Raw genomic sequence first — 19,878 nt, 5'->3', positions numbered from 1 at the left:
ATCGTGCTCGCGAACGATGCGCCGGAGCGCCTCTCAGGCCTCCAGCGTGCCGGAACGGGCGTCTTCGCTGCGCTTGGCGCCGATCAGCTTGACCAGGTCGTCGCCCTTGCGGGTGATGCGATGCGAGCGGCGGGTGAGGATGTAGCCATCCTGCGGGGCGAATATCTCGACGCGGCCGCCTTGTTCGCCAGGCGCATGCACGATCGTGGCCAGCCTGTCGCCCTTCTTCACGCGGTCGCCGGGTTTCACATCGTAGAGCACGGGGCCAGCCTTCGGCGCCGGCATCATGTCGATGTTCTCGAGCGGAGAGACGACCCCCTCGAAACGCCCGGGCTTCGGCATCGAGGGATCGGCGATGACGCCGCGCGCGACGAGCACGCGGTAGAGGCCGGCCGCGTCCGCCTCGGCCATGGCCGGATCGACATCGGCGATGCCCCGATATTCGACGGTGGTGGCCACGAAACGTTCGAGCCGTTCCTTGCCGGCGGAAAGGTGCGGATGTAGCGAGGCCTCCTCGAAGGCAGCTCCGCTCTCGCCTTCCCACAAAAGCACGGCTTCGACGCCCATCGCGGCGGCGCAGTCCTGCATGGCCGGCCACAGCACGGCCGGCACGTAGAGGTAGGCGACGCTTTCGTCGTCGCAATGCAGGTCGAGCACGATGTCATGGCCGACCGACAGCTTGAGCAGTCGGGCCTTCAGCCGTTGGTCGACGGTCGGCAGTCTGTCTTCCGCCGGCAGCAGCGCGGTGTCCGGCTTGTCGATCAGCGGGAAGTCGCGATTGAAATTGACGCGGTTGGGCAGATGGAAGCGGCCTTCCAGCTCGCCGAACATATATTGGGCGCGACCGACCGGATTGGCCCAGGGCACCACGGTGATCGAGCCTTTGACGCGGCCTTCGGCTTCCGCTTTCGCCAGCATCGGCATCAGCGCGTCGATGGCCACCGTGCCCGGCAGCTCGCCCGCATGCAGCGCCGCCTGCAGATAGGCGGTCGGTGCTGCGGCATCGCTCCCCTTGAAGCGGAAGACCGGGAATTCATAGGCAACGCCCTCGCTGTCGCCAGCCAGCCGCTCGATCGATTTTTCCATGGTCTTCTCCGTCGGGTGCCTGTCGTTCATGCCGTGCCGGCAGGGCCATGTCGAGTGGTCCAGTGCCGCTGATGATGAGCGCAGCGAGGTCCCGCAGCGTCCGGGATGTGCGCCGGCTCAGACCAGTGGCGTCAGTTCCTGTGCGATCGTCGGCAGGATTTCGGCGACATTGGGGTGGATATGCGTGGCGCGCTGAAGCGTCCTTACCGGAGCCTTGGCGTACATCAGGTCGAGCACGCAGTGCACAGCCTCGTCGCCGCCAGGCCCGAGCACCGAGCAGCCGAGGATTTCGCCGCTGTCGGCATCGACCAGGATCTTCATGAACCCTTGCGTCTCGCCTTTCTCGATCGCCCGGCCAATCCGTGTCATCGGGCGCTGCCCCACCAGCGCGCGGCGGCCGGATCGGCGCACGGCGGTCTCGGTCATGCCGGCGCGGCCAAGCGGCGGGTCGGTGTAGAGCGCATAGGCCTCAATTCGGTCGCCCACCCTGCGCGTATCGTTGTCGAGCAGGTTGGCCGCGACGATCTCGAAGTCGTTGTAGGAGGTGTGGGTGAAGGCGCCTTTGCCGTTGCAGTCGCCCATCGCCCAGATGTGCGGCACGCTGGTGCGCAACTGGTCGTCGACCTCGATGTAACCGCGTTTGTCCAGCGCGACCCCGGCCCTGTCGAGGCCGAGGTCGTCGGTGTTGGGAATACGGCCGAGCGCCAGCAGCACATGCGAGCCGACCACCGGCGGCTGGCCGCGCGAAAAGGTGACCGCCACGTCCTTGCTCTGCCTGGCGAAAGCGATGTCGTCGGCGCCGAGATGCACGGCGATGTCCTCGTTCTCAAATATCGACAGGATGGCGGCGGAGACATCCTCGTCCTCGCGGCCGATCAGCCGCGGGCCTTTCTCGATGACCGTCACCCTGGAGCCGAAGCGGCGGAACATCTGCGCGAACTCCAGCGAGATGTAGCTGCCGCCGACCACCACCAGGTGATCCGGCAGCACGTCGAGGTCCATGATCGAGGAGTTGGTCAGGAAAGCGACATCGCCGATGCCCGGCAAGTCCGGCACCGAGGCGCGGCCGCCGACATTCAGGAATATCTTGCCGGCGCGCAAAAGCTCGTTGCCGACGCGCACGGTGTTCGCATCCTCGAACCGGGCGTGACCGCGAAACAGCGTGCAGCCGGGCATGCCGGCGATCCATTCCTCCAGCCTGTGGCGGGCATCGTCGGAAACCTTGTCCTTGCGCGCCTTGACCGTCTTCATGTCGATGCCGACCGGGCCGGAAAGCGTCACGCCGTAATCGGCGGCGCGGCGGGCGAGATGCGCTGCATAGGCGCTGGCGACCATCGTCTTGGTGGGCATGCAGCCGGTGTTGACGCAGGTGCCGCCCACCAGCTTGCGCTCGACGAGCGCCACCGTCATGCCGGCGCCGCTCAGCCGTCCGGCCAGGAACGGGCCAGCCTGGCCACAGCCGACGACGATGGCGTCGAAGGCCTTTGCCTCGCCCGTCATGCGACGGCGGCCACGATCAGCAGGGCGGCGACGATTGCGACAACATCTTCGATCAGCGCGGCGGGCAAGTCACGGCCGAGAGCGGCGGCGAGACGCGCCCGCGCTTCGGCGCCGCCATACGTGCCGATCGCCGCGCCAATCGCGCCAGCGATCAATCCGCCGATCGTGGCACCGCCGGTCGCGCCGATGACCGCGCCGGACAGCGCGCCGGTGACCAGCCGGGCGCCGAATTGCTGCGGCACCTTGCGGCTGGGCGTCGAGGGCAGCTGGTCGGTGACCAGTTCGACGAGGGCGAGGATCGAGAAGAGGGCGACGGCGATCCAGTGGCCCATGAAGCTTGCCCATGTGCCGGCAACCGGCAGCCAGCCGAGATGGGCGCCCCAGGCGACGGCGGCGGGCGCCATCATCGCCCTCAAGCCCGCGACAACCCCGATCAGCAGTGCAAGCAGATAAAGCATGACAGGTCCCCCAGCTTGGAACGGCCTTTGATAAGCAGCCTAGCATATGCCCTGCATTTGACCATCGTTCGGATCTGGGCGACGAAATCCGCGAGGGAGGCGACGAGATTCGTGGGCCTTCCAAGCAAGGACGCTGCAGATGACCGAACGCGACAAGATGAAGGCTGGCGAATGGTACAATTGCGTCGATCCCGAGCTTGACGCCTTGCGGCTCGTTGCCAGCCAGGCCGTGTTCGAACATCGTTCGCTGCCGCCGCTTGAGCGGGGCGACATCGCGCCGTTGTTGCGCGCGCTGCTCGGGCAGGCGGGCGAGGGCGCCCGCATCGAAGCGCCGTTCCATTGCGCCTATGGCTTCAACATCTTCCTCGGCGCGGGCGTCTTCCTCAATACCGGCTGCGTCATTCTCGACACCGCTCCGGTCCGCATCGGCAAGGGCACCATGCTCGGGCCAACCGTGCAGATCTATTGCCCTGAACATCACAAGGACCCGGAAAAACGCCTGGCAGGGCTGGAGATCGCCCGGCCGGTGACGATCGGCGAGAATGTCTGGATCGGTGGTGGCGCCATCATCCTCGGTGGCATCACCATCGGCGACAATGCCATCATCGGCGCGGGTTCGGTGGTCACCCGAAATGTGGCCGCTGGCTCGACCGTTGTCGGCAATCCGGCTCGGCCAGTTGGCTGAAATGATTGTTCCTGCGGGTTGACAGGGCGACGGGCCGTCTCCTTAACTCGCGGCGTTAATGTTCTCAGGGCGGGGTGAAAGTCCCCACCGGCGGTAAGGGTGTTCGCACCCGAGCCCGCGAGCGCCTTCCGGCAACGGAAGGGTCAGCAGATCCGGTGTAATTCCGGAGCCGACGGTCACAGTCCGGATGGAAGAGAACGAACGGAATAGCGGTGGCGCAAGCTGCCGGGATTCCGCGTCGTGCGTCCTGATTCTGGTTCGAAACGGAAGGAAGGACCCATGAATCAGCAATCCCCAAAACAGTTCGAAATCCGCCGCGTCGCCGTTATCCGTGCCCGCTGGCACGCCGACATCGTCGACCAGTGTGTCGAGGTCTTCGCCAAGGAGATCGAGACACTGAGCGGGGGCAGCCTGGCCGTCGATATCTTCGACGTGCCTGGTGCCTACGAAATCCCGCTGCATGCCAAGACGCTGGCGGACAATGGTCGCCATGCAGCCATCCTCGGCGTGGCGTTCGTCGTCAATGGCGGCATCTACCGCCATGAATTCGTGGCCCAGGCGGTGCTCGACGGCATGATGAGCGTTCAGCTCGCAACCGGCGTGCCGGTGCTGTCAGCGGTGCTGACGCCGCACAATTTCCACGACAGTGCCGAGCATCATCGTTTCTTCTTCGATCATTTCAGGGTCAAGGGCAGGGAGGCGGCCGGCGCCTGCGTGGAGATCCTGAAAGCGCGCGACCTGATCGCCGCCTGATCTTGCCGCACGAGAACGTCGGGTAGGCCCGGCGTTCTCTCCTCCTTTAGCCTACAGGTTGTATTTTTGGCGATAATACATCTTTAAGTTGATTTGCCGAGGCGATGCCCCTATAAATCGGCCAATTGTCCCGCAAGGGCGAAGCGTGGCTTGGGGGCACGCATGGCGTTGTCGAAAAGATCGAAGGCAATTCTTGCATTGGCCGCTGCCGGCCTTGCGTTTCTGGCACATTCGGCCTTCGCGCAGGTGCCCCCGCACCAGCCGGGCACGATCTGCTTCACAGCCACTTTCTGGTGCTGGGCCAATCCCCCCGGACCGCCGGGCAATCCGTGCGGCTGCCCGTCACCCTATGGATATGTGTCGGGTTATCTGAACTAGAGGTGCCGGCGTGCCGGCCTCTTGATGGGGGAGGTTTGGGTGGCGGAGGAAACATTCGTCGATCGTCTGATCAGCGATGCCTATCGTATCGCCGAATATGCGCGCACAAACCGTACCATCGACGACGCGGAACTGTGGGCCGCGATCAAGGCGGTCGAACAACTGCCCGAGGCCGAGCGCAAGATCCAGGACGATAAGGTGAAGGCGCTTCAGGAGGCCTTCCGCAAATGCACCGCCAATATCGAACCGCAGGCGCTGGTCGCCATCAGGAACGGCTGGAATCCATTCAAAAATTCATGGCGCAACAGGGCAAGGATCGCGTTCCTGGTCCTGATATCGCTGGCCTCCATGGCCATGGTCGGGCAGCTCACCCAGATCTACAATTCGGGCAGGCTGCTTTCCACCGATCTCATAGCACTGCAAAAAAGCAATTCGCTGGAACGTTTCGGCCTGCTGGAACGTGAACTCAACGAAGCGCAAAGGCGCCTGTCCGATAAGAAAGATGGAGAGGGTCAAGGCGATCCCGCCGGACAGGGCGCGATCCCGGCGGTTGCCGGCGGCACGGCCGGAGATGCATCCGGCGAGGCTGGATTGCAGTCGGGAGATACGCGCGAACGCTATCTGCTGGCCCGCGAGGCGGCCTATTCGAAACAGGATGAGCTGATCAAACTCGACCAGCAGATACGTGCGCTGGAAATCCGGGCCGAGACTTTCCAGAAATTGGCGAAGAACCCCATCGCGGGCATGGAAACCGCCCGTAAGGTCGGCGACAAGATATCAAACTGGTTCGCCTGTCTTCTACTGAATGATCTCAGCGCCGGGGAGGCGCTCAAGAAGGCTGCGGAATCTCCCCGGTCAATGAGCAGCGGCAATGTCGGTGTTCCCGAAAGTGCCGGCGCGCAGCCTGCCATCGCGATATGCCCACCAGGCTTCCGCGGCGCCACCCCTGGCATGACATCGGACGGCGGGGGGCCGGGTGGTGGCGGTCTCTCGGCGGCGAGCGACGCTGCTACCGACCCCAGCCCGCCTCCCCCATCTGGTGGCTATGGCCACGAGCCGCGCAGTGTGGTGATGCGGGGAGCTTTCTGCTCGCATCTGGACTATCTCGCCCCGGAAGGCCAGACATCCGCGGCGACTGCGGACCCCGCAAGGCAGTATATCGCCGCCATCGCCTATACGATCGACAATCAGTTCGGCGTCAGGGTTGCCGACATCATCAGCCAGAACTGCAAGATCGGCCTTTATTATTATTCCGGCTCGATCCCGGATATGGCTTCGCTCGAGGCTCAGGTCCGTGACACCAACACCTTTTATTCCTTCATCATTCTGCCGGCGGCTTATGGCGCGCTCGGCGCGCTGATGTTCTACATGCGCCGGATTCTCGATCCGCTTCTGCCGGACCCGACCTTCCTCAGGACCGTTCACCGTGTCGCGCTGGGCGCGCTTGCCGGAGTACTACTGGCCTGGCTGTGGGTCGGTATCTTCGACAGCAGCGAGGATTTCAAGGCGGTTGGGCTCGGACTGTTCGCGCTCGCCTTCGTGTTCGGCTTCAGCATCGAGGTCTTCTTCGACTTCCTCGACAGCCTGGTGAACGCGGCAAAGCGCCAAGTTAGCAAGTTTGACGACCCGGCTAGCCCAGCCACCACTGCCAACCCGGCGACGCCTACCCCCGCCAAGCAAGGCTCTTAAAAACTCCGGGGACTAGGGCGACAGCGCGATCAGGGCCGTAAGGCCTCATGTGATGAGGGCAGTAGGCAGTCGGGTGAACTCCTGTTCCGACTGCCGACTGCCGATTGCCCTTTGTGCCTAGAACAGCCCCTCGATCTGGCCCTGGTCGTTGAGGAAGATCTTCTCCGACGAGGGTTTTGAGGGGAGGCCCGGCATGGTCATGACCTCGCCGCAGATGATGACGACGAAGCCGGCGCCGGCGGCAAGCCGCACCTCGCGCACCGGCACGGTGTGGCCGGTCGGCGCGCCGCGCAGGTTCGGATCGGTCGAGAAGGAATATTGCGTCTTGGCCATGCACACCGGCAGGTGGCCGTAGCCGGCCTGTTCCCACTGGTGCAGCTGGTCGCGGATCGACTTGTCGGCGATCGCCTCGTCGCCGCGATAGATGCGCTTGACGATGGTGTTGACCTTCTCGAACAGCGGCATGTCGTCGGGATAGAGCGGCGAGAACTGCGAGGCACCGCTTTCGGCGAGGCTGACCACCTTGTTGGCCAGCTCCTCGATGCCGGCCGAGCCCTTGGCCCAATGCTGGCACAGGATCGCCTCCTCGCCCATCTTGGCGACATAGTCCTTCATCGCCTGGATCTCGGCATCGGTGTCGGAATGGAAGTGGTTGATGGCCACTACCGCCGGCACGCCGAACTGGCGCACGTTCTCGATGTGGCGGCCGAGATTGGCGCAGCCCTTCTTCACCGCCTCGACATTCTCGGCGCCGAGGTCTTCCTTCTTCACCCCGCCATTCATCTTCATGGCGCGCACGGTGGCGACGATGACGGCGGCAGCCGGCTTCAGGCCCGCCTTGCGGCACTTGATGTCGAAGAACTTTTCGGCACCGAGATCGGCACCGAAGCCGGCCTCGGTGACGACATAGTCGGCGAGCTTCAAGGCCGTGGTGGTGGCGACCACCGAGTTGCAGCCATGGGCGATGTTGGCGAACGGGCCGCCATGGACGAAGGCGGGGTTGTTTTCCAGCGTCTGCACCAGGTTCGGCTGGATGGCATCCTTCAGAAGCACCGCCATGGCGCCGTCGGCCTTCAGGTCGCGGGCATAGACCGGGGTCTTGTCGCGGCGATAGGCGACGATGATGTCGCCGAGGCGCTTTTCCAGATCCTTCAGATCGGTGGAAAGGCACAGGATCGCCATGACTTCGGAGGCAACGGTGATGTCGAAGCCGGCCTCGCGCGGGAAACCGTTGGCGACACCGCCCAGCGAGACGATGATCTGGCGCAAGGCGCGGTCGTTCATGTCCATGACACGACGCCAGGCGACGCGGCGGATGTCGATGCCGAGCTCGTTGCCCCAATAGATGTGGTTGTCGATCAGCGCCGACAGAAGGTTGTGGGCGGTGGTGATGGCGTGGAAGTCGCCGGTGAAGTGCAGGTTCATGTCCTCCATCGGCACGACCTGGGCATAACCGCCGCCGGCGGCGCCGCCCTTGACGCCGAAGTTCGGACCGAGCGAGGCCTCGCGGATACACACCACCGCCTTCTTGCCGATGCGGTTCAGGCCATCGCCGAGCCCCACCGTCGTCGTCGTCTTGCCTTCGCCGGCCGGTGTCGGGTTGATGGCGGTGACCAGGATCAGCTTGCCGTCCTTGTTGCCTTTCACCGACTTGATGAACTCGGCCGACACCTTCGCCTTGTCGTGGCCATAGGGCAGCAAATGCTCGCTCGGTATGCCGATCTTGGCACCGATCGCCTGGATCGCCTGCTTCTTCGCGCCGCGCGCTATCTCAATGTCGCTCTTATAGTCGGCCATAAGGTGGTCTCCCAAATCGTCAGGTGGCAGGCGCGGCATTGGCCGCCGGTGTCGGGCTGCATAGAAGCCGAGCGGGAGGCCATCCCGCCGTCTCAAAACAGCCGCACAATACGCGAAATGCGACAGGGTCGTTTAGAGCGAATAGCGAATAGGGAGTAGCGAGTAGGCAAGGCCGGAGCGTACATTAAATCCTGCTTGCGACATGGCCGCAGCCGGCTAATTTGTTCGCTATTCGCTATTCGCTATTCGCTATTCGCTATTCGCTATTCGCTATTCGCTATTCGCTATTCGCTATTCGCTATTCGCTACTGCGAAAGCACGCTGCTGATTTCGACCATGTTCGAGCGGACGCGCAGGATATAAAAACCCATCGTCGTCAGATGGGTCGCGAAGATGCCGGTTTCGTCGCTGTTGGCGATGATCCAGGGCTGGATGCGCAGCGCCGAGACGAACTGGGCGTCCATGGTGTCCCACAGGCTCTTCAGGTTCTTCTGCTTGATCACGTCCTCGAAGTCAGCCTGCGCGGCCTTCATCAGCCCGTAATAGGCGTAGAGCTGGCCATAGGCGAACCAGAAGCGGTCATCGGCGCGGAAGTCGAAGAAGCCGTAATCGTAGTTCTCGGCGCGGTCCTTGAGGATGGCCGAGGTCGAGCCGATGTCTGAGGCGATACGGTCGATATATTGCTTGAGATTGTCGGCGCGGGCGTCGAACACGGCCTGGCAGGTGGAAAGCCTGCCGTTGAAGGCGCGCAGCTTCTTGATGGCGTCGCGATAGTAGCTGGGCGTCGGCGTCTTGGGGCCGAACGGGCTGAAGCCGAAATACCAGGTGGCTTCGTCGAATTGCAGGTTGCCGCGGGCTTCCTGCAGGTCGCCGTCGATCTGCGAGGTGGTGCGCACGCGGCCCATATTGTCGGCAAGCTCGGTCGATGTGCGACGCACCGCCTGGTTGATGCCGCGCTGGAACGAGGCCTTGTTGTCCATGAACGGCGTCTTGTCCCAGTCGTAGCCGAACAGCCCGACCTTGTAGAGGATCATCGACGAGATCCAGGCATTCTGGTTCACGTTGAAATCGGTCAAGTCGGCCGTCATGTCGGCGATCGCCGAGCGCGCGCAGGATTTGGTCGTGTCGGTGCCGCCGCCGGCCGTCACCTGTTCGCCGGCCGAGACGTCTCTCTTGGCGAAGTCATATTTGTTGACGTAGTTCGGATCGAAATTGTTCCACCATTGGGTGGCATAGAAGAAATTGGCGTAGAGCCCGATCAGCACGAGCAGGGCGGCACCCAGAATGGATTTGAGCATCCAGCCCCGCTGAAAATACCAGCGGCCGACCCACATGAACGGCCACAGCGCTATGCCGATCAGAAAGCCGATACCGCGGCCGATCCATTGAAACATCCGGGTGAAAAAGTTCACGATCGGATCAAGCATGCGGTGACACCCCTCGTCGGTTCAGTCGGCCAGGCCATAGAGACGGGTCCTGAACGTCGCCTTGTCCCTGAGATATGTGGTTTTCAGGACATCGACAACATGCGATCGCCATACCTCGCTGTAGCCTTCGTAGTCGCGATAGAAACCCTGCTTGTTGAAAATGTAGCGGGACACGAAGTCCGACGGCACGAAATCGGAGATCAGGCGGTTGGTCAGCCAGGCGTCGGGATGGCTTGGTTTGGCGCGCACCACCAGGAAACGCTGCTGCGGCTTTACCTCCTCGATCTTCAACCGGCCAAGCTGGCCGATCTCGCGCTTGGCGGCGTTGAGGAAGGGGAAATTGCCGTCGCGGTTGATCGCGTCGGCGTGGTTGTGGATCCAGGTCTGCAGCCACACCTTGTCGACGCTGGAGAGGTTGCGGTCCGGATCGGACTGCCAGATCAGGTCGCGCACCACCATCTCGGCGCGGTGCTCGAGATAGCCGGAACTCTCGACCCATGACGCGCGCGGCAGTTCGATGCGCCCGGAGGTGGCGAGGAACTTGAAAACAGTGTCGGCGTCCTTGATCGACAGGTAGCTCACCTGCCACGGCCGCGAGCGGCGGAAACCGGGCGCGGCGGGGTCGCCGACCACCGTTGTCACGTCCTTGTCGACGAAGACATAGAGCCCGCCGAAATGGCTTGTCCAGTATGCGTTGTGGCGGAAGATGACCTGGTCCGGCACCAGCGCGTTCTCGCGGATATCGCCGGTGACCTTGGCCAGTTCCACCATGCGGTCGAGCATCTCGTTGTCGCGCCAGGCGTCGGGTTCCTGTTTCAGGCGATCGACCAGGGTGCCGAGTTCCGCCGCCTTGCCGAGAACGTCTTCGGCCGAAAGAACGCGGAACTCTACCTGGTTGATGGACAGGAGATCCTCGATGTCCTCGACCTTCGAGACGGAATCCTCGATCTCGCCATAGAGCACGTCCTTGATGGTCAGCGCGTCGATGGCGCGGCTGTTCCTGGACATGAATTCGAACATCAGCTGCGAGGTGTTCGAGAAGGCGGTGTGCACCACCGGCAGATCGATCTGCGATGGGGTGAGGATGATGAAGCGGCGGTTGACCCCGTTCGGATCGAGATAGGCCTGGTCTCCGCATTCCTCGGCGATCTCCGGCGAGAAGCCGGTGCGGTCGATATGGAAGCTCTCCAGCCCCGTCGGCTTCAGGCCGAACGCGGCGAGTGCCTTGTTGTAGCGCCCGATCAGATGCGGCTCGTCCACCGTGAGCAACCGGCCATAGATCAGCTCGTTGTCGCGCAGGAGGTCCATCAGGCGTTCCACAGCCCCTTCTTCTGCAACTCCGCCATTTCGCGCGCGGCGCGTTCGCGCAGCCTGGCGTCGCGTAGAAGTTTGTCCACCGCTGCGTCGTCGGACTTGTCGGCGTAGCGGAACTCCGAGTCGGCGTAGCGGTTGATCTCCTGCATGACCATGTCCATGTCGAATGGCCCGCGCAGTTCCTCGATCATCGCTTTCTTCTCGTCATAGGCCTTGTGCATGAAGGCCTCGGGCTTTTCGAACCATTCGTCGGGAAGTTCGATGTCCATCGCCCGCATCTTGATGGCGTCGGTGACGTTCTTGATGGCGCGGCCGGTGAAGCGCGGTTCTGCTTCCTTGATCATGTGCAGATAAGTGCCGACGTCCTCCATGGTCTTGGGCGTGCCATTCTCCTTGGTGAAACGCTCGAAAACTCTTACGAGCCCGTCTTCCCGAGGTTTGGCGTGTTCGCCATAGGCTTCGGTCACGGCACGCTGGATTTCCTGCGCGGCGTAAAGCTCGTGGTCGCCGAGCGGGATCTTGTGGTTTTTGCCGGCCAAAAGCACGAAGATGTCGATGTAGTCGTCGCGGGTCTGCGGACCGTCGACCAGCCAGCGGGCGCCGGCGCGCTGGCGCAACGCGTCGTCGACGTTTTCCGGATAGTTGGAAAACATGCCGAAAGAGCAATTGCCGCGCACCACCGTGCCGGCACCGGCAAAGGCGTCCATCAAGACGCCGGTGATTTCCTGCTGGCCGGCGGAAGCCCGGTCGTCGGAGCGTTTGGCCGCCACCTGGTCGATGTCGTCGATGGTGCCGAAGCCGATGGCGCGCGGGTTCAGCACATTGTTGATGAACTGCCGGCAATTCTGGCCGGACTTGCCCTGGTAGGACGAGATCTGGTCGACACCGAAATTCTCATAGGCGAAGGGATAGCCGGCGACCTTGCAGTAATCGTTGACCAGGCCGGCGATCATCTGGATCAGCGTGGTCTTGCCGGTGCCGGGTGCGCCGTCGCCGATGAAGGTGAACAGGAAGCCGCCAAGTTCGACGAACGGGTTGAGCTCGCGGTCGAAGTCGTAGGCCATCAGCATCTTGGCCAGCTTGATCGACTGGTATTTGGCGATGTGGTTGCCGACGACTTCTTCCGGCTTCTTGAAAGTCATCACCAGCGGCTTGGCACGCTTGCCGGGAGCGACGTCGAAACCGTCGAGGATGAAATCGTCGGCGTCGATGCGGATATGCGCGTTCTCGAAGGTGCCCAGCCCGTCGAAGCGACCCTTGCGGGCGAGAAGCCCGTCGATGGTAATGCGGGCGAAGCTTTTCGCCCGCGCCAGCAGGTCGGCATCGTCCTTGGCGCCCGACAATGCCCGGTCAAGGCCGGCCACCAGCGACTTGACCGCATCCTGCGGCGTGTCGAACAGGAGATCGGGCTCGGCGATGTCGTTCGGCGCCTCGCCGTCGCTGTCGATCGACTGCGTTAGGTAGGACGCCAGCGCAAAAGCCGAAACATAGGCGGAGGCCGACAAAAGTTTCTTGAAATGGCTGGCCTCGTCGCCTTCAAGCGGCGCGCGAGCGTTCCTGGCCTGCAGGCTTTCGAGGTCGGAGCCTTCGGCGAAAATGTCGGCGACCGCCAGCGCGATCGCGATGCCGCGGCGGGCGCGGTAAAGCAGCGTGTGCTGCGGGATCGACAGCAGCTGATCGTCCGGCCGCACGGAGGCAACCGTTCTTACCAGTTCCACCTCGCGTGTCTTGCGCACCGAGCCGGTCGAAACCGTCGAGACGAAGCGGCGACCGGTGCCGGCGAGCGCCGTGCCCTGTTCGCGGGCGGGGTCTTCCAGCACGACGATGCGGGTGATGAAGCTCTGCGCGGTGGCGCGATGCTTTTCGATCGCCGCTTCGGAGATGGTGGTCAGGCCGGTATCCATTCGTCCCCCGTCAAGCCGTCTGGTTCGGATGGTCGCTACACATCCGAAATCACCCGTCCGCCGGACAGGATATGGACCTTGTAGCCGCCGAAGATCTTCTGCGCCTCGCCGGCGGCGTAGAGCGCCTGATAGGCCTCGTGCGGCACAAGCGCGTGGTTCTCGTAGCTGGAAACGCCCTGGCGGGTCGCTTCGAGATCGTCGGTGTTGATGAAGAACTCCTGCGTGGTCTTCTCGCTGGAGAACAGGCCGCGCCGGCCGGGCTTCTCGCCCTTCGAATAGACCTCCTGGATCGTCCAGGTCAGCAGCCAGGCATTTTCGGGCTTGCGCACCTTGGCCAGCACCTCGGTGACGGTCGAATTGTTGTCGGTGATGCCGGCCGAATAGAAGGGCCCGAGCACCACGCGCCGCAGCTGTTTTGGATGCAGTGGCTCGAAATCCTTGTCGAGATTGACGGCGATGGTCAGCGGCGCCAGCGAGTAGGACGAGTTCTTTTCGGTGAAGTCGTCGAAGCGGCGGGCAAGGTCGGGGTTGAGCAGGCCGTCGACGGGCAGCGGTATCTCGACCTTCTCGTTCAGGCGTCCGTCCTTGTCGACCAGCTGGCGCACGATGCCGTCGGAGGAATCCTCGACGGTCGCCATATAGATCAGCGGCAAATTGGCGGTGCCGTCGAAGCTTGCCCAATGCACGAGATAATAGGGCAGGCCGGATTTCGGATTGACCGAGACCTTGGCGGTCTGCGCCAGGGAGAAGGGCGCGAAGGTCTCGCCGCTCTTGATGTCTTCCAGGTAAAGCCGCTCGGCCATCGACTTCTGGAGCGCTGCCGGAAACTCCTTGTGGCGCAGGATGAAGTCGGCCATCTCGGCGCGCAGTTCGCGGGCCGAGGGGATCGTCGCCAGCCGGCTATCGGCCTGCCGGCGGTCGTTTTCCAGTTCGAGCAGGTTCTGGAACACCGGATAGCCGCTTTCGGCGCGCGAGATCTTGAACGTCTCCATGAAGCCCAGCCGGTTGCGCCAGCAGGTGAAGGATTTGTCGAGCCGGGCGATGTATTCGGCGACGATCTTGGCGACGATGCCGTGCCGGTAGAGCGGCGAGCGGTCGTCGCGCATGAAGATTTCCAGCCCCGACAGGGCGGCCGTGATGGCCGAGAAATAGCGCTCGGCCGCTTCGGTCTCGACGGTCATGGCTTTACTCCCTTCCAGGCGAAGGGATGGCGGCTATGGGGGCGATCGGAAGAAGGCATTGAATGCGGACAGTCCTGTCGTGTCGTGGTCAGGACTGCACGTAGTTCGCGGCGTTGTGCTTCTTCATCACATCCTCGAAGCGGCGCGAAAAGGCATCGTCGGCCAGCTTCTTGCGGCGCTGGATGTCGGCGGTCGCCACCATGTTCTTCTCATGCATCTCGAGCAGGTCGCCAATGTGTTTTTGCGCGGCGGCGCCGATGCCGGCCATGGTCTCCTCAGCCGTGGTGTCGACCTGCGAGCCCAGTGTGTTGATCTTGTGGGCGACATCCTGCTGGGCGGCTGTCTTCAGCGAATCCTCCAGCGCCTTGTAGAGCACGATACGCTGCTCGGTATCGATGGTCAGCTTGTTGATCAGCGTCGACTGCGCGGCGATCTGGTTGTTGAGCGAATCCACGAAGGTCTGGAACATGGACGTGTAGCGCTCCAGCGTCTGGCTGGCCGCCAGCAATTCCTGCTCCTTGGCCTGGCGCTCGTTGTATTCGGTGGCCAGTTTGGAGCGCTCGCTCTCCAGCGCGGTGCGATCCTTCTGGCTGGTCGAGGCGGCAATCCTGTTCTCGACGTCGAGCAGCATCGGGTTCAGTTCCATGATGCGCTTCTGCACGGCTTCCAGCTCGGTCATGGTCGCCTTGCGGCGCTCGATCACCTGCGAAAGGCTGGCCTCGGAGGTCTTGTAGCGTTGGTCGAGCACCTGCTTCTGCGCCTTCAGGATGCCGACGATGGTGTCGGACTTGGCCAGCAGTTCCTGCAGGTTGCCGGCCAGCGACATGTTGCGCACGCGGTCGGTGCGCAGGCGTTGCTTCTTCTGGGCCGAGAAGATGCCGACGAAGTTTTCCCAGCCGGTGTAGTTTTTCATGCTCTCGAATTCGGCGCCGAACACGTTGGTGGCGTCCTCGAGGCCGATGATGAGGTCGGCGATGTTGGCTTCCATCGTCTTTTGCTGTTTCAGCACGTCGTCGATGCGGGCGTTCTCGATGTCGAAATTGGCATCGCCGATCTTCTTGTCGGCCTTGGCGAGCGTGTCGAGCACGCTACCGGACTGCTCGATCTTGGAGCGCATCTCCTCGACGACCTGCTTGGTCTTGGCAATCTCGGTGTCGAAATTCTGCAATGTCGCCATCGGGTCCCCCTAGCGGTGTCAACACGGACCTGCACGCGACAGGTTGCGGCGAATATATGGGGGGCGATTGGCGATTGAAAGACAGGCCAGGCGCTTTCGCCGCAATGCGGCCGATGTCGGTGGTCTTTCGTTCGCCGCTTACGGCTTGGGGTCGGCCTTGAGATAGGCGATCACATTGGCGATGTCGGCATCGTCCTTGAGCCCGGCGAAGCCCATCTTGTTGCCCGGCACCTTCGCCTTCGGCGCGCGCAGATAGTCGGTCAGGGTTGCTTCGCTCCAGACAAGACCGCCACCGCCGGCGTCTTTCATGGCCTGCGAATACCGTGACAGATAGCTCGGCGCGCTGCCGGCGGCGCGGCCGATGACGCCCAAGAGATGCGGGCCGACCCTGTCCTGCTCGGAGGTGGCGTCGTGGCAGGCCATGCAGCGGGTGAAGACCTTCTTGCCGGCCGCTGCGTCGCCTCCGGCGAAGGAAGGCATGGAGATCAGCACGGAAATCAATGCGATGGCTGGGCCGAGCGCCTGGCGGGTCATGGGTCTTCCTCGGATCGGTTGGCCAACCGTATCAGCGTCGTGTTGCGGCGGCCAGAGTCCCGTTCGCCGCGGTCAGGGCCGCGTGAAGCCGATGAAGTCGTCCGGCTGGGCACGCCCCATCTCGTCCTCCCAGTGGCGACGGCAGAGCGACACGTAGATGTCCTTGCCGATGGCGACCTGTTCGCCCTGCTTGGCGACCTTGCCGTCGGGGCCGAGCCGCACGACCATCGTCGCCTTGCGCCCGCAGCGGCAGATGGTGCGCACCTCGCGCAGATCGTCGGCGAGCGCGAGGAGGGCGCGCGAACCGGTGAAAAGATTGCCCTGGAAATCGGTGCGCAGGCCATAACACATCACGGGGATGCCCAGCCGGTCGGCAACGCGGGCCAATTGCCAGACCTGCGCTTCCTCGAGGAACTGCGCCTCGTCGACGAAGACGCAATGGACGGTGGTGTGCTCGTGGTGTTCGGCGATGCGGGCATAAAGGTCGTCGCCGTCGCGGAACATTTCTGCCTCGGCTTCGAGCCCGATGCGCGACGAGATCTGCCCGGTGTCGCCCTTGCGGTAATGGCCGGCGACGAACAGCATCGTCGTCATGCCGCTTTCGCGATAGTTGTAGGATGCCTGCAAGAGCATGGTCGTCTTGCCGGCATTCATGGTGGCGTAGTTGAAATAGAGCTTTGCCATGGCCCTTTATGCAGAAGTTGTACGCGGCTGCGAGGGGCGCTTTTCGGCCGTCCACCAAAAAAGCTTAGCCGTGTCGCTGATCGGCCAATGCGCGCCGTCAATCGTATCTCGTGGTGCTTGAAACGGCACAAGAATGGTGTTTGGCTGACATAACAAGGCCAGGCGTCGGATTCCGCTTCGCCGAACAGACACAATGGGAGAAAGTTCATGTCGCGTATGAAGTCTTTCGTCGCAGGAATGAGCCTTGCGGCCTTCCTGGCTACCGGTACGGCTTTCGCCGGGGATGCGGAGAGCTGCAAGAAGGTCCGTCTGTCGGATGTGGGCTGGACCGACATCCAGGCAACCACGGGCGTGGCCTCCGTGCTGTTGACCGCGCTCGGTTATCAGCCCGAGGTCATCCAGCTTTCGGTGCCGGTCACCTATGCATCGCTGAAGAACAAGGATCTCGACGTCTTCCTCGGCAACTGGATGCCGTCGATGACCAACGACATCAAGGACTACACCGCCGAAGGCTCCGTCGAAACGATCAGCCAGAACCTCACCGGCGCCGGCTACGGCATCGTCGTGCCGTCCTATGTCGCCGACGCCGGCGTCAAGACGCTGACCGATCTCGGCAAGTTCAAGGACAAGTTCGAGGGCAAGATCTACGGCATCGAGGCCGGCAATGACGGCAACCGTATCATCCTCGACATGATCAAGAACCCCGCCGACAATCTGCAGGGCTTCGAGCTGGTCGAGTCCTCTGAAGCCGGCATGCTGACCCAGGCCGAGCAGTCGATGAAGGACAACAAGTGGATCGCCTTCCTCGGCTGGACGCCGCATCCGGTGATGGGCGCCATGAAGATCACCTATCTCGACGGCATGGGCAATTCCGGCTTTGGCGCCGCCACCGTCTCCACCAACGTGCGCAAGGGTTACCTTCAGGAGTGCCCGAATGCCGGCGCCTTCATCAAGAACCTGAAGTTCAATCTGGATATGGAAGGCCAGATGATGGACTCGATCCTGAAGGGCAGCGATGCCAACAAGACCGCGACCGAATGGCTGAAGAAGAACCCCGACGCGGTCAAGCCTTGGCTCACTGGCGTGACCGCCTTCGACGGTAGCGACGCGGCTGCGGCCGTGAAGACTGCGATCGGCGGCTGACCGATCTCGCCCCTGGCGGGCGACGCAAAGGGGGCAGCCGCCCGGCCGGGGGCTGCCCTTTTCCATATCCTGTGACAAGATGATCGTTCGTGCGGGGCGGACGGCGGCGCGAGATGGGAGGGCAGATGGATCCGGTTTCAAACTTCCTGGTGACCTGGAAGATACCGATCGGCGCGTGGGGCAAGGCGTTCTTCACCTTCCTCACGGATAACTTCAACAGCATTTTCCGCGGCTTTTCGAACGGGCTGAACACGCTGCTCGACAGCATCGTGAGCCTGCTGCTGGTCATGCCGCCGGTCCTCGTCGTGCTGTTGATCGCGCTGCTCGCCTGGTGGCTGCAGCGCTCGAAGGTGCTGGCCATCGGCGTGTTCCTCGGCCTGCTCTTCATCATCAACCAGGGCCTATGGAAGCAAACCGTGCAGACGCTAGTTCTGGTGGTTGCCGCGGCTGCCGCCTCGATGGCGATCGGCGTGCCGCTCGGCATCTGGGCCGCGCACAAGCCGAAGGTCTACAAGGTGATGCTGCCGGTGCTCGACCTGATGCAGACATTGCCGACCTTCGTCTACCTGATCCCGGTGCTCACCCTGTTCGGCCTCGGCAACGCGCCTGGCCTGATCGTCACCATCATCTTCGTCATCCCGACTGCGGTGCGCCTGACCCATCTCGGCGTCACCTCGGTGCCGACCTCGATCATCGAGGCCGGCCAGGCCTTCGGCGCCACTAAGCGGCAATTGTTATGGAAGGTCGAGCTGCCGGCGGCGCTGCCGACCATCATGGCGGGCCTGACCCAGTGCATCATGCTGTCGCTGTCGATGGTGGTGTTCGCCGCGCTGATCGGCGCCGGCGGTCTCGGTACTGAAATCAACCGGGCGCTCGGCTCGCGCAGGATCGACCTCGGTCTTGAGGCCGGCCTTGCCATCGTGGTGCTGGCCATCGTGCTCGACCGCATGACGCGCATTGGCGTGGGAGGCAAGAAATGAGCGTCGCCGTCGATTTCAGGAATGTCGATATCGTGTTCGGTCCGGACACGGCCGACGCGCTGGCAATGGTCGACAAGGGAGCGACCCGCGCCGAAATCCTCGAGCAAACCGGCAACGTGCTGGGCTGCGCGGGCGCCAACCTCACCGTCAACGAGGGCGAGATTTCGGTGCTGATGGGCCTGTCCGGTTCGGGCAAGTCGACCTTGTTGCGCGCCGTCAACCGGCTCAACATCGTCAGCCGCGGCCAGGTCATGGTCAAGAACGGCGACGGCATGGTCGACGTCGTCTCCTGCGACGAGGCGACGCTTCGGCAGCTGCGCCAGCATCAGGTCGCCATGGTGTTCCAGCAATTCGGCCTGCTGCCCTGGCGCACGGTCGAGGAAAATGTCGGCCTCGGCCTCGAACTCGCCGGCGTGCCGGACGCCGAGCGCAAGACCCGGGTCGACAAGCAGCTGAAGCTCGTCAACCTCGACCCGTGGTCGAAGAAATACGCGCATGAACTGTCGGGCGGCATGCAGCAGCGCGTCGGCCTGGCGCGTGCCTTCGCCACCGAAGCGCCGATCCTGCTGATGGACGAGCCGTTTTCGGCGCTCGATCCGCTGATCCGCACCAAGCTGCAGGATGAGCTTCTGCAGCTGCAGAAGACGCTGAAGAAGACCATCATCTTCGTCAGCCACGACCTCGAAGAGGCGCTGAAGATCGGCAACACGATCACCATCATGGAGGGCGGGCGCATCGTGCAGTCCGGCGCGCCGGAGGACATCGTACTGCGGCCCGCCAACGACTATGTCCGCGACTTCATTGCCAATGTGAACCCGCTCTCGGTGCTCACCGCCTGGAACGTCATGCGCGACCGTCGCGATCTCGAACAGGCCGAGGAAGGCTGGATCTGGCTTGACCGGCGCAAGACCACGCGTTTCAAGATCGACGAGCATGGCCTGGTCGCCGCCGCCGAGCGCGACGGCAAGCCGGCGGTATGGGTTTCCTGCACCGAGGTCGAGCGCCAGCCCGACGAGGCGGCGCAGGTGTTCTGGGCAACGCCCGGCACGCCGCTCAAGACCGTGATGCTGGCCATGCACCGCTCGCAAACGGCTCCGGTGGCGCTGTTCGACGACCAGTCGCGCTTCGTCGGCGCCATCGGCATTCGCGATGTTCTCTCGGCGGTTCTGCGCCGATAGGTTCGTGTCT

Annotated in this window: 18 protein-coding genes and 1 riboswitch; of the genes, 6 read left to right on the top strand and 12 right to left on the bottom strand. The window is 63.1% G+C overall.

Annotated elements, in window-relative coordinates; translation table 11 throughout:
- Positions 1-33: 33 nt before the first annotated feature.
- From QFZ88_RS07195 to QFZ88_RS07185, 3 genes are all read right to left on the bottom strand, one after another.
- Entirely contained in the window at positions 34-1,086 is a 1,053-nt protein-coding gene (locus tag QFZ88_RS07195; protein WP_024925563.1) for a succinylglutamate desuccinylase/aspartoacylase domain-containing protein, read from the bottom strand.
- Between the two features lie 117 nt (positions 1,087-1,203).
- Positions 1,204-2,586 carry an FAD-containing oxidoreductase gene (locus QFZ88_RS07190; protein WP_024925562.1) on the bottom strand — a complete coding sequence of 461 codons (1,383 nt, stop codon included), beginning with the start codon at positions 2,584-2,586 and terminating at the stop codon, positions 1,204-1,206.
- A complete protein-coding gene (locus tag QFZ88_RS07185) occupies positions 2,583-3,044 on the bottom strand; it encodes a membrane protein (protein ID WP_024925561.1) in 462 nt (153 codons plus the stop codon). Before QFZ88_RS07185 ends, QFZ88_RS07190 begins: the two co-directional genes overlap by 4 nt.
- Before the next feature lie 139 nt (positions 3,045-3,183).
- Between QFZ88_RS07185 and QFZ88_RS07180 the strand changes: the two genes are divergently transcribed.
- Positions 3,184-3,729: a sugar O-acetyltransferase gene (locus tag QFZ88_RS07180; RefSeq protein WP_036254427.1), complete on the top strand. Its 546-nt coding sequence runs from the start codon at positions 3,184-3,186 to the stop codon at positions 3,727-3,729.
- Between the two features lie 56 nt (positions 3,730-3,785).
- Positions 3,786-3,932, top strand: a riboswitch (FMN riboswitch).
- A gap of 76 nt (positions 3,933-4,008) precedes the next feature.
- Positions 4,009-4,482 carry a 6,7-dimethyl-8-ribityllumazine synthase gene (locus tag QFZ88_RS07175; RefSeq protein ID WP_024925559.1) on the top strand — a complete coding sequence of 158 codons (474 nt, stop codon included), beginning with the start codon at positions 4,009-4,011 and terminating at the stop codon, positions 4,480-4,482.
- Positions 4,483-4,592: 110 nt separating this feature from the next.
- Here the strand turns inward: QFZ88_RS07175 and QFZ88_RS07170 are convergent, their stop codons facing one another.
- Complete coding sequence (locus QFZ88_RS07170) at positions 4,593-4,763, bottom strand: hypothetical protein (protein ID WP_161773324.1); 171 nt, start codon at positions 4,761-4,763, stop codon at positions 4,593-4,595.
- 136 nt (positions 4,764-4,899) lie between these two features.
- Here QFZ88_RS07170 and QFZ88_RS07165 point away from each other — a divergent pair, with 136 nt between their 5' ends.
- Entirely contained in the window at positions 4,900-6,549 is a 1,650-nt protein-coding gene (locus QFZ88_RS07165) for a hypothetical protein (RefSeq protein WP_024925558.1), read from the top strand.
- A gap of 117 nt (positions 6,550-6,666) precedes the next feature.
- On the opposite strand, the gene QFZ88_RS07160 is transcribed toward QFZ88_RS07165, so the two are convergent.
- From QFZ88_RS07160 to QFZ88_RS07125, 8 genes are all read right to left on the bottom strand, one after another.
- Positions 6,667-8,346, bottom strand: a complete 1,680-nt coding sequence (locus QFZ88_RS07160; RefSeq protein WP_024925557.1) for a formate--tetrahydrofolate ligase — start codon at positions 8,344-8,346, stop codon at positions 6,667-6,669.
- 305 nt (positions 8,347-8,651) lie between these two features.
- The gene (locus QFZ88_RS07155; protein WP_024925556.1) at positions 8,652-9,773 is read right to left on the bottom strand and encodes a DUF2333 family protein; all 1,122 of its coding nucleotides are present in this window, start codon (positions 9,771-9,773) and stop codon (positions 8,652-8,654) included.
- 21 nt (positions 9,774-9,794) lie between these two features.
- Positions 9,795-11,081: a DUF6638 family protein gene (locus QFZ88_RS07150; protein WP_036254425.1), complete on the bottom strand. Its 1,287-nt coding sequence runs from the start codon at positions 11,079-11,081 to the stop codon at positions 9,795-9,797.
- Positions 11,081-12,991: an AAA family ATPase gene (locus tag QFZ88_RS07145; RefSeq protein WP_024925554.1), complete on the bottom strand. Its 1,911-nt coding sequence runs from the start codon at positions 12,989-12,991 to the stop codon at positions 11,081-11,083. Before QFZ88_RS07145 ends, QFZ88_RS07150 begins: the two co-directional genes overlap by 1 nt.
- 35 nt (positions 12,992-13,026) lie before the next feature.
- Entirely contained in the window at positions 13,027-14,172 is a 1,146-nt protein-coding gene (locus QFZ88_RS07140; protein WP_024925553.1) for a hypothetical protein, read from the bottom strand.
- 88 nt (positions 14,173-14,260) lie between these two features.
- Positions 14,261-15,349: a hypothetical protein gene (locus tag QFZ88_RS07135; RefSeq protein ID WP_024925552.1), complete on the bottom strand. Its 1,089-nt coding sequence runs from the start codon at positions 15,347-15,349 to the stop codon at positions 14,261-14,263.
- Positions 15,350-15,487: 138 nt separating this feature from the next.
- Positions 15,488-15,829, bottom strand: a complete 342-nt coding sequence (locus QFZ88_RS07130) for a c-type cytochrome (protein ID WP_373426400.1) — start codon at positions 15,827-15,829, stop codon at positions 15,488-15,490.
- Positions 15,830-15,955: 126 nt separating this feature from the next.
- Positions 15,956-16,567 carry a thymidine kinase gene (locus QFZ88_RS07125; protein WP_024925550.1) on the bottom strand — a complete coding sequence of 204 codons (612 nt, stop codon included), beginning with the start codon at positions 16,565-16,567 and terminating at the stop codon, positions 15,956-15,958.
- Between the two features lie 207 nt (positions 16,568-16,774).
- On the opposite strand from QFZ88_RS07125, the gene choX reads away from it, so the two are divergent.
- The 3 genes from choX to choV all read left to right on the top strand — a co-directional run bounded on the left by choX (position 16,775) and on the right by choV (position 19,868).
- Positions 16,775-17,710, top strand: coding sequence for a choline ABC transporter substrate-binding protein (gene choX, locus QFZ88_RS07120; RefSeq protein WP_024925549.1), 936 nt, complete (start codon positions 16,775-16,777; stop codon positions 17,708-17,710).
- 125 nt (positions 17,711-17,835) lie between these two features.
- Positions 17,836-18,690: a choline ABC transporter permease subunit gene (choW, locus tag QFZ88_RS07115; protein WP_024925547.1), complete on the top strand. Its 855-nt coding sequence runs from the start codon at positions 17,836-17,838 to the stop codon at positions 18,688-18,690.
- Positions 18,687-19,868 carry a choline ABC transporter ATP-binding protein gene (gene choV, locus QFZ88_RS07110; protein ID WP_024925546.1) on the top strand — a complete coding sequence of 394 codons (1,182 nt, stop codon included), beginning with the start codon at positions 18,687-18,689 and terminating at the stop codon, positions 19,866-19,868. The genes choW and choV overlap by 4 nt, the downstream gene beginning before the upstream one ends.
- Positions 19,869-19,878 lie beyond the last annotated feature (10 nt).

It is taken from the genome of Mesorhizobium sp. YL-MeA3-2017, assembly GCF_030814575.1.
GTDB lineage: Bacteria > Pseudomonadota > Alphaproteobacteria > Rhizobiales > Rhizobiaceae > Mesorhizobium > Mesorhizobium terrae.
This window is presented reverse-complemented; position numbering and strand designations above follow the sequence as displayed.